General features: G+C 36.4%; 10 protein-coding genes. 2 read left to right on the top strand and 8 right to left on the bottom strand.

Annotated features, from left to right (window positions below; all coding sequences use genetic code 11):
* The 5 genes from RWM19_RS05715 to RWM19_RS05695 form a co-directional block, all read right to left on the bottom strand.
* Nucleotides 1–1,437, bottom strand: a 1,437-nt coding sequence (locus RWM19_RS05715; protein WP_313984732.1) for an ABC transporter ATP-binding protein, incomplete at its 3' end; no start/stop codon positions are given.
* 90 nt (nucleotides 1,438–1,527) lie between these two features.
* Nucleotides 1,528–2,508 (bottom strand): GHKL domain-containing protein, encoded by a 981-nt coding sequence (locus RWM19_RS05710; protein ID WP_313984729.1) that lies wholly within the window; start codon nucleotides 2,506–2,508, stop codon nucleotides 1,528–1,530.
* Nucleotides 2,505–3,230, bottom strand: a complete 726-nt coding sequence (locus tag RWM19_RS05705) for a LytTR family DNA-binding domain-containing protein (protein WP_313984726.1) — start codon at nucleotides 3,228–3,230, stop codon at nucleotides 2,505–2,507. Before RWM19_RS05705 ends, RWM19_RS05710 begins: the two co-directional genes overlap by 4 nt.
* 73 nt (nucleotides 3,231–3,303) lie before the next feature.
* Complete coding sequence (locus RWM19_RS05700) at nucleotides 3,304–3,933, bottom strand: GNAT family N-acetyltransferase (protein WP_313984723.1); 630 nt, start codon at nucleotides 3,931–3,933, stop codon at nucleotides 3,304–3,306.
* 21 nt (nucleotides 3,934–3,954) lie between these two features.
* Nucleotides 3,955–4,662, bottom strand: coding sequence for a hypothetical protein (locus RWM19_RS05695; RefSeq protein ID WP_313984720.1), 708 nt, complete (start codon nucleotides 4,660–4,662; stop codon nucleotides 3,955–3,957).
* Nucleotides 4,663–4,740: 78 nt separating this feature from the next.
* Here RWM19_RS05695 and RWM19_RS05690 point away from each other — a divergent pair, with 78 nt between their 5' ends.
* Together RWM19_RS05690 and adhE are read left to right on the top strand one after the other, a co-directional pair.
* Nucleotides 4,741–5,019: an acylphosphatase gene (locus RWM19_RS05690; protein ID WP_313984717.1), complete on the top strand. Its 279-nt coding sequence runs from the start codon at nucleotides 4,741–4,743 to the stop codon at nucleotides 5,017–5,019.
* Between the two features lie 169 nt (nucleotides 5,020–5,188).
* The gene (gene adhE / locus RWM19_RS05685; RefSeq protein WP_313984715.1) at nucleotides 5,189–7,858 is read left to right on the top strand and encodes a bifunctional acetaldehyde-CoA/alcohol dehydrogenase; all 2,670 of its coding nucleotides are present in this window, start codon (nucleotides 5,189–5,191) and stop codon (nucleotides 7,856–7,858) included.
* A gap of 30 nt (nucleotides 7,859–7,888) precedes the next feature.
* On the opposite strand, the gene RWM19_RS05680 is transcribed toward adhE, so the two are convergent.
* From RWM19_RS05680 to RWM19_RS05670, 3 genes are read right to left on the bottom strand one after another with little or no spacing between them, the layout of a single operon-like run.
* The gene (locus tag RWM19_RS05680; protein WP_313984712.1) at nucleotides 7,889–8,296 is read right to left on the bottom strand and encodes a hypothetical protein; all 408 of its coding nucleotides are present in this window, start codon (nucleotides 8,294–8,296) and stop codon (nucleotides 7,889–7,891) included.
* Complete coding sequence (locus RWM19_RS05675; RefSeq protein WP_313984709.1) at nucleotides 8,293–9,024, bottom strand: RNA methyltransferase; 732 nt, start codon at nucleotides 9,022–9,024, stop codon at nucleotides 8,293–8,295. The genes RWM19_RS05680 and RWM19_RS05675 overlap by 4 nt, the downstream gene beginning before the upstream one ends.
* Nucleotides 9,025–9,042: 18 nt before the next feature.
* On the bottom strand, nucleotides 9,043–9,795 hold the full coding sequence (locus RWM19_RS05670; RefSeq protein ID WP_313984706.1) for a class I SAM-dependent methyltransferase: 753 nt from the start codon (nucleotides 9,793–9,795) through the stop codon (nucleotides 9,043–9,045).
* Between the last annotated feature and the right edge of the window lie 52 nt (nucleotides 9,796–9,847).

The following is a 9,847-nucleotide window of genomic DNA, read 5'->3' as shown; positions in this document are numbered from 1 at the left end:
ATCTGTATTGATATAACTATGAATTCCCTTTGGCAATTGATTTACAATCGTATCTAACTTAGAAATACGTAGTGCTTCTTGAACTCTATTTTCGTCGTAATCTTCTTCATGCACACAAGAAATATTTTCACCAATTGTCATAGAGAATAAGTCAATTTCTTGGAATACAATACCAAGTTTTCCAAAGTAATCCTCTTTATTAATGTCTTTCAAATCGATACCATTGACTAAGATTCTTCCTGAAGTTGGTGTATACAATCCACTTAACAGTTTCACGATTGTCGTCTTGCCTGCACCATTTACACCCACAAGTGCTAGTTTTTCTCCTGCTGTAAAGTGTAAATTAAATTTCTTTAAGACATACTTTTTACTTTCCGGATATTGGAAAGATACATTCTCAAACACAATATCGAATGGTGTAATCACTTTCTTACCATCTTGATTAATCACATTTTTATCCTGTTCAAATTCATATGTTCTCTTTGTTAAATCTAGATTAGAATGTAATTTCGCAATCTCAGCAGTTAAAGCTGTGAATCGTTGACCATAACTAATGACAATACCGATATAAAGAACGAATGAGCTCATTTCAATCATGCCATGCATCATCAAATAAATTAGATATCCATAGGTAATCCCATCACGGATAAATCCTAAAATAACATCTGTTTGTGCTATCCATCCTTTGTATTTAGAAGCGGCGATTGTCTTCTGTACAAGAATATCGTTATTTTCTTGCATCTTTGCTTTTAAAAGATCTTGCATTTGGTAGAGACGGATATCCTTTCCCTTCGCACTCTTTTGCGAAAGGCTATTAAAATAACGAGACTTAGAATAATTCTCTGCCTTTTCTTCATCTTTCTTTAAATAAAATGCATAACATTTTTCATAGATTCCATAATGAAGAAAGGAAATACATAATAGCGCTAAAAGGATTGGCAAACCAATTTGACTGATAAAAACTGCATATAGTATCAAACTGAGTATTGCGGATAAAACAACTAAAGTATTATGGTAGACACCTTCCGCACCTTCCATATTCGAATTTAATGCACGAAATCCATTTTCTAGTTTTTCCTGAGCAGGCTTTGTTTCGTAGTAGGAATAGGTTAAATCCTGCACCTTTTTGAGCACTGGCAAGACAAATAATTTTTGCCTAGGAATAACATATTGCATACCATTTCTTGTCGCAAGATAAACATGCCACATGCTAAAGATTCCATACACCGCAAACAAGCCAAATATCTGTAATACTAGTGTTATCCAATCTTGGGTTGTAGTAATAAATTGAATGATTGCAGCCGGTAATAATACAGCGATAAATCCTTCTATTACCGTGATAACAATCTCTAACAACATCATTTTGATTACATGTGGGTCGCATTTCCATAATCGGTAGAGCATATCCTTATAAATATTCCATCTAGTAAGTTTCATAGTGATTACCTCCTTGCAGAAATACAATACTTCATATGACTGAAGCAAATAAAAAAATGCATGAATTGTTCAAATTCATGCACGAAATGCTTATAGTGGTAATACAATCTCCGTTGCAAATACACCTGGTTCATTTTGACGGTTTAGGTATCCATCATATTTCTTCACGACTTGATCAACTCTCTTTAGTCCATGTCCATGGTCACCTCGCTTCGTCGTGAAATAGTGATCAGTACGTTGCTTTACTGTCTCACTTGTAGCGTTTGTAATCGAGATATAGAGTTGTTTCTTTAGGATACCAATATATACTCGAATAAATCTTTCATCCGGATCGTTTATCTTACGACAAGATTCAATCGCATTATCTAATAGATTTCCTAAGATAACACACAAGTCTAAATCTGATACATGTAATTGTGGTGGAATTGACGCATCACAATGAATACGAATTTGCCCTTTTTCCGCAATTGCAAGTTTCGCGTTCAAGATTGAATCTAATTGTAAGTTACCAGAATGATAGAGTGTATCGATAGAGTCCAAATCCGTCTCAAGTTCATTGAGATAGTCTTTCATCTGCTCAACTTTATTCAAAGAAAGATATCCTTTTAAAGACTGTAGATGGTTATGATAGTCATGTCTCCATCCACGCATAGTCATGTAGATGTTTTCAATTTCATCCATCTGCTGTTTCATAAGTTTATTCTGATAGATGATTGTTTTATCTTCTTCACGCTTCATAATTCTTTGTAAGAGATATTCCAATAAAATAAAGATTAGTGCCGCAATACCACCTGCGATAAAACCATCATAATAAACACCAAGGAACAGAATTCCAAGATACAACAGAATGATGATAGTTGAAAAGATTCTTTCTTCTTTTAAGAAATGATAATGATTCCAAATAAAACATAAGAAAATCCATACAACTATCATATAAGAGAAACGATAAACACTATATCCTGTAAGTGCTAGTATCATAATTAATCCAATCACATGCATGAATGTTATATTTATCTTCTTGATAATAGTTTCATAAAGCGCTAATCCCACTAATATGATTACAGCCATCATAATACACCTCGATTGGCTGCGATAAATTCCTGCATACACATTTCATAATTACCACGTGCAATCGGGAACTGTATACCATCTTCGCCAATACAATCCTTCTTTGTTACACGTACAATATTTTTCATATTTACCGCAAAAGAGCGATGAATTTGTAATAATGGCATATGTAACATTTCGAGAACTTCACGAATACTCTGTTTGATGATAATTGTTGTTTCCTCGCTCATACCATCACTACGCAAATAAATCTTTGTCTCATGACCAAGTGCCTCAACACCAATGACATCACGATGATAAATTTTATATACTTCCTTCTTAGAAGAAATAATTGAAAATTCTTCTGATATATGTAATTGCTTGATTGCCTTATCTAATATCTTAAATAATTGATCTTTCTCATAAGGTTTTAAAAGATAGGCTAATGCGTCTACATCATATCCTTCAAAGACAAAGTCTTTGACACCACTGATAAAACATATCAAATGATTTAGACGTGCTTGTCTCATCTTACGGGCAAGTTCAATCCCTGTCATATTCTCCATTTGAATATCCAATAAAAGTAAATCTGCAACAAGACCATTCTGCAAATCCCACCAGAGATTATCACAATCTGTATATTTTAATATTTCAATTTCCAAATGATGTGCTTGTGCATATTCATGAATGTACTTACACAAGATATCCATTTGAAGCTGTTCGTCATCACATACAATATATTTCATGCAACTATCATACCTTTTTCATCATAGATGTCCAACTTATATTTTGTTGTTCACCGAATACTACTACATATTTCTATATATGTTTCCCTGATATATTTTGTGGATAAATCAATGTTTCAGGATGAGAAAACTCTAATGTTATATTTTTATGTGGATTAATCAAAAGATTCAAAATAATTGGTTCTTTTGTATGCTCAGAGGTAGTCATCATTAGTTTGCGATATGGTTGGAAGCCACATTTTTCTTGAACCCTCTTTGATTGTTGGTTAAATGAAAAATGCCCACAAAGCAGGAAATCATAGTTCAATTCATTAAATAAATACTTGATAACTATCTTTACTGCTTCTGGCATGATACCACTTCCCCAATAGTCTTTACTTAAAACAAAACCAAGTTCTCTTCCTTGATAGGTCGCAAACTCTGTCAAAGCTTCTTCTCTTCCATATTTTTTGATTTCAAGAGAGCCAATTACTTTTTGGTCTTCTTTGTGATAGATTGCAAATACTTGGTTACTCTCGATAAACATATCTAATATTTTTTGCGTTTCTTCTTTACTAGTATGATGTTTCCAACCAGCCATTTCACCGACACCTTCAACAGAAGCGTAAGCATAAAAATCATCTAAGTCCTCTTTTACAAATGGTCTTAAGATAAGTCGCTCTGTTTCTAGTTGTCTTCCATTAATATGAAAATCTGCGTTCATTAATAATTTCCCCTTTAGTAGTTATACATCATAACGATAACTATCATAGGCACGATAGATATCATCTAGATGTGTATGATTTAAAACAAATGAATCTCCTAGTAATGTAAACTCTCCATCGACGATTAATAGACCACTGTTTTTAGGGATTGCTACTACTGGATTTCCTACATCTTCAATTTCACGAATGATTGTAGATAAATGTTCTTCATCTTCGACGTAATTTATATCTACATCAAATTCTGTTAGTAGACCAAGTCCTTCTTGTAGTTCAAATGTATTATCTAGATTTGACTCGTGAAATGTATCAAATTGTACAAGAGCACCTGCATGATGTCCTATTAGGATACCATCAAAGTTGCATAACAAATCACGTAAGCCTAAATCTTCGATTCTCTGCATGATCCATTCACCGCAATCACCAGTGATCACAATTATATCCGCAGCTTCAATTTTCGCTTTTGCACTTGCGTAGTTATCCTTGTAATAATTAAACCAACTAATTTGTTTTTCACGGATACCGTAGTTATAGAAAGGACGTACCATCATTTCATACGCTGGTTTCCCTTTTGCAAAGAAGTCATCCCATGTCGCAAATTCATTAGACCAACCATCGTTATATGATAATGGCATCATCAGTACCTTCATATCTTTCTCGATGAGTTGTGATAATTCACCAAAGCCCCATGCTTGATCGAATGTAAATTGATTTAATAGTATATGTATCATGTTTATCACCTGCATTCATTATATGACTTGTATAGTAGAAAATCTATTTTGTATAATCTCTGTAAGGAGGAGGATGTTATGGTACGCTATCATATTTTTGTGGAAGGACGAGTTCAAGGTGTCGGTTTTCGCTACTTCGTTTCAATGCATGCACAATCTTATGGATTAACGGGAAGTGTGAAAAATCTAGATAATGGTTTGGTAGAAATCTATGTACAAGGAGAAAGTGATACCATTGACCAATTCCTTGCGACTATCATTAAAGGAGATGGTCGTTTCATCAAAGTTGATGATTACTCCTGTAAAGTTGTCCCTATCATCCCAGATGAAAGACGATTTTCCTGTCAGTATTATTAACATGCATACAATATTTTCCAAGGGCTAAAAATGCCCTTTTTTCTTTCAAAAATATTAATTTTTAAAATGTAAGCGATTACTTGTGATTTTTTTATCATTTACTATTGTCTTGATTATGTAAACGTGGTATTCTTGCTTACGTGAAATAATTCACATGGAGGAAAAGGACATGGCAGTCAAAAAGAAAGAAACTAAAGAAACAAAAGTAAATACAGCCCCTGTGGAAGTTCGTGTCAAAGAAGTAGACGATAAAGTTGCCCTTGCATTAAAGGCACTAAATGACTTTGCATCATTTGACCAAGAAAAAATCGACTATATCGTAGCAAAGTGTACAGTAGCAGCACTTGATCAACACGGTACATTAGCTAAGGCAGCAGTTGACGAAACAGGACGTGGTGTATTCGAAGATAAAGCAACAAAGAACTTATTTGCTTGTGAGTACATGGTGAATTACCTACGTGACCTAAAGACAGTCGGTATCATCAGTGAAGACCCTGTTACAGGTATTACAGAAGTAGCTGAACCAGTTGGTGTTGTTGCAGGTTTAACACCAGTAACAAACCCTACTTCAACCGCAATCTTCAAGAGTTTACTTGCATTAAAGACAAGAAATCCTATCATCTTTGCATTCCATCCAAATGCACAGAAGTGTTCATCTGAAGCAGCACGCATTGTATATGAAGCAGCTTTAAAGGCTGGTGCTCCTGAGAACTGCATCCAGTGGATTGAACATCCATCTATGGACGCAACAAGTGCACTTATGAATCATCCAGGTGTTTCTACAATTCTTGCAACTGGTGGTAACGCAATGGTTAAGGCAGCTTACAGCTGTGGTAAGCCTGCATTAGGTGTAGGTGCTGGTAACGCTCCTGCATATATTGAAACAACTGCAGATATCAAGCAAGCAGTTAACGATATCGCAATGTCCAAGGCATTCGATAACGGTATGATCTGTGCAAGTGAACAGACAGTTATCGTTGATGAGAATATCTACGAAGATGTTAAAGCAGAATTCAAACACTATAATGTACACTTCTGCTCACCAAAAGAAAAGAAATTACTTGAAACATACATGTTTGGATATACAGCTCACTCCAAAGGCGTAGAAAATGCAAAGTTAAACGGTGCAGTTGCTGGTAAGCCAGCTGCTTGGATTGCTGAACAAGCAGGTTTCAAAGTTGATCCTCAAACATCCATCTTAGTTGCTGAATTAGAAAAGCCAGGTGTTGAAGAACCACTATCACGTGAAAAATTATCACCAGTACTCGCAATGGAAAAAGCAAGTTCCGTTGAAGATGGATTTGATAAAGCAGAAGCTACTGTTATGTTAAACGGTGTTGGACATACAGCTGCGATTCATACACGTTCCGCAGAATTAGCAAAGAAGTTTGGTGAACGCATTAAAGCTTGTCGTTTAATTTGGAACTCCCCTACTACATTCGGTGGTATCGGTAATATCTATAACTCCTTTATTCCATCATTAACACTTGGTTGCGGATCTTATGGTCACAATTCAGTATCTGGTAACGTTAGTGCAATTAATCTGATTAACATCAAGAAGATAGGTAAAAGGAGAAATACAATGCAGTGGTTCAAGATTCCAAGCAAGATTTATATTGAACAAAATTCCATCACATACTTACGCGACATGCGTGAAATCAATCGTGCATTCATCGTTACAGACCGCACAATGGTTGATTTAGGTTATGTATCAAGAATTACTGAACAGTTAGCAGCCCGTAAGAATAAGGTACAAGTTCAATTGTTCTGCGACGTTGAACCAGATCCATCCTTACAGACAGTTAAGAAGGGTTGGGAATTAATGCAAGCCTTCAAACCAGATACAATCATTGCTTTAGGTGGTGGTTCCTCCATGGACGCTGCTAAGGGTATGTGGTTATTCTACGAACACCCAGAAGTTGACTTCGCTGACTTGAAGCAGAAGTTCATGGATATTCGTAAGCGTGCATTCCAGTATCCTGAATTAGGTAAGAAGTCTCACTTAGTATGTATCCCTACTACATCAGGTACAGGTTCTGAAGTATCACCATTCGCAGTTATTACAGATAAGGTTAACAAGCTCAAGTATCCATTAGCTGACTACTCATTAACACCTACAGTCGCAATCGTTGACCCAGCACTTGTAATGAGCTTACCTGCACAGGTTACAGCTGACTCCGGTATGGACGTATTAACACACGCATGTGAAGCATACGTATCCGTTATGGCTACTGACTACACAGACGCTCTTGCATTAAAGGCAGTACAGATGGTATTTGAATACTTACCAAGAGCTGTACACTATGGTGCTAAGGACGAAGAAGCTCGTGAGAAGATGCATAACGCTTCTACAATGGCTGGTATGGCATTCGCGAACGCTTACTTAGGTATGTGCCACTCTATGGCTCATAAGATTGGTGCTGAATTCCACACAGTACATGGACGTACTTGCGGTACATTATTACCATACGTAATCCGTTATAACGGCACAAAACCAGAAAAACCAGGTCTATGGCCTAAGTACCAATACTACAACGCTGATGAACGTTACGCTCAATTAGCACACGCTATCGGCCTCAAGTTCAACACAGTACAAGAAGGTGTTGAAAAGTTTGCCAAGGCAGTTCACGATTTAGGTATTGAAGTTGGTATGGCAATGAACTTCAAGTCACAAAATGTTGACAAGAAGGAATGGGAAGAAAGCTTAGAGAAGTTAGCTTACCTCTCATATGAAGACCAGTGTTCCCCAGCAAACCCACGTGTTCCAATGATCAAGGATATGATCGAATTAATGCGTGCAGCTTACGAAGGAACAGAAATTCATTACGAACAACACTAATGACAAAAGGCACATCGAGCGATGTGCCTTTTACTTTTTATTCTGTTGTAGCTTACTGGGTATTTGTTCACACCAGCCAATCCACTTCTCTTCATAGTCATGAGCAGAAATAACTCTGTCAACCAAATCATATGGAGAATGAATTCCCTTTTGAGTACATTGTTCTACACAATAACGATATAGATTCCAATCTAGTTCATCTTCATCGTAGACTAGTGGTACCGATTCTAAACCTGCAAGTATTGCCGAGACTGCCCTTGTATGTCCATCCGTTAAGATCGGAATACCATCTAATACCTTCACAGGTAAAGGTTCAAAGTTTGATAAATCATCTTTATGAAACCATGCTTGAATGTTCGATAGTTTCGCTTGCGAAATATAAAACTGGGATGGTTGTAAATCTTTTAAAGAATAATCTGGATTCTTCTTTTGACTCATTTGCCACTCCGATAATGATACATTATAATTCCACCTGCTACTGCTACATTTAAAGACTCAAAGCCTTCCATCTCAATACGTACACGATAGTCAGCTTGCACAATAATATCTTGATGAACACCTTGTCCTTCATTTCCCATCACAAATGCCATACATTCTGATACAGGTATTTCACTCATTGTCGTAGATTCCTGTAAAGAAGTCGCAATGACTTTTACACTATGACTTTGTAATGTAGGAATTAAAGTTACGAAGTCTTTGCGTATAACAGGGATATGAAACAAGGCACCTTGGGTAGAACGAATTGCTTTATCGTTATAAAGGTCACAAGTCTCAGTTGAACAATACACGCCATCAAAACCAAATGAAATTGCGGTACGGATAAGTGTGCCAAGATTCCCAGGGTCTTGAATGCCATCCAATAATAATAGACGATTTTGTTTTGTAATATCTAGCTTACGTTGACGGCAAACCGCAATGTAATGTACATTTGAAACATTCTCAGATAACTTTGCCATAATGGTAGGTGTTACTTCTACCACATGTTCAAAGTCAAATGGTGAAGTTGTATCCGTTACAATTGTTTCTACGGCATTGGCCGCTAAAGCTTCACCAATAAGATGTTCTCCTTCCACAAGAAATAAACCCGTTTCATCACGGTATTTTTTCTTATGTAATAGAGTCCAGTTTTTTATTTTTGTATTCTGTAATGAACTTATCTTTTCCATAGTCATATCATATCACATCTATTTCGTAGCGACGATTTCAAACAAAGGAGTTGAAGCGTAATTGATTTTCTCCTCTTGCGTCCATACTCTTTGGTATACTTCTGTATCAATCTGAATATCTTGAAAGCCAATCTTCTCTAATTCTACTTTGTCCCAAGAAGGTCTATCTATAAGCGTCATCGGTAACTGTTCTGCGATACGCTCCATCTGGTCAAAGTTTTCTCCGATATTATGGTCGTACAGATGTGCTCGCTTTACATTTTGGCGGTCTTCTTCATACGCATTGCGTAACTCTTCAGAGAATAAGTAGTGATACCAATTCGCATCGAAGATAATGAGTTTGCCTGATGGTTTTAATACACGATACCAATCTTGATAGGCAGCTGTTGGATTCTCTAAATTCCATGTTAGATTACGGTTGATAATCACATCAACGGAATTATCTTCAAACTCTAAATGTTCTGCTGGTTGTTTAAGAAAACGAATGGAAAGATGATACTTTCTCGCATTTTCTTGGGCTTGTTTTAACATCTCTTCGGTACAGTCGATGCCTGTCACCTGATAACCTGCTCGACTGAGAAGGATTGCCATAAACCCTGGACCAGTACCGATATCTAATATCTTTAGGTCTTTCTTCCTTGGAAAGTGGCTTGTTAGTTCACATAACCAGGAAACAGTAGATGTCCCTGCTAATTCTTCATTATTTTCGACGGAATAACTATCCGCACGCTTGGTCCAATATTGGATAATTTTTTCTTGTATTGTATGCATGTCTCTTAATCCCTTATTGTGTTTCATTCTATCATAGTTCAAATGAAAACCC

Origin of the sequence: uncultured Solobacterium sp. (genome assembly GCF_963517755.1) — a bacterium.
In the GTDB taxonomy this organism is placed as follows: domain Bacteria; phylum Bacillota_I; class Bacilli_A; order Erysipelotrichales; family Erysipelotrichaceae; genus Bulleidia.
This window is presented reverse-complemented; position numbering and strand designations above follow the sequence as displayed.

What these genes read in the sequence shown, in the direction of transcription:
- RWM19_RS05710 (WP_313984729.1), bottom strand. Translation starts at nt 2,508, where the DNA reads ATGATGGCTGTAATCATATTAGTGGGATTAGCGCTTTATGAAACTATT.
- RWM19_RS05705 (WP_313984726.1), bottom strand. Translation starts at nt 3,230, where the DNA reads ATGAAATATATTGTATGTGATGACGAACAGCTTCAAATGGATATCTTG.
- RWM19_RS05700 (WP_313984723.1), bottom strand. Translation starts at nt 3,933, where the DNA reads ATGAACGCAGATTTTCATATTAATGGAAGACAACTAGAAACAGAGCGA.
- RWM19_RS05695 (WP_313984720.1), bottom strand. Translation starts at nt 4,662, where the DNA reads ATGATACATATACTATTAAATCAATTTACATTCGATCAAGCATGGGGC.
- RWM19_RS05690 (WP_313984717.1), top strand. Translation starts at nt 4,741, where the DNA reads ATGGTACGCTATCATATTTTTGTGGAAGGACGAGTTCAAGGTGTCGGT.
- adhE (WP_313984715.1), top strand. Translation starts at nt 5,189, where the DNA reads ATGGCAGTCAAAAAGAAAGAAACTAAAGAAACAAAAGTAAATACAGCC.
- RWM19_RS05680 (WP_313984712.1), bottom strand. Translation starts at nt 8,296, where the DNA reads ATGAGTCAAAAGAAGAATCCAGATTATTCTTTAAAAGATTTACAACCA.
- RWM19_RS05675 (WP_313984709.1), bottom strand. Translation starts at nt 9,024, where the DNA reads ATGGAAAAGATAAGTTCATTACAGAATACAAAAATAAAAAACTGGACT.
- RWM19_RS05670 (WP_313984706.1), bottom strand. Translation starts at nt 9,795, where the DNA reads ATGCATACAATACAAGAAAAAATTATCCAATATTGGACCAAGCGTGCG.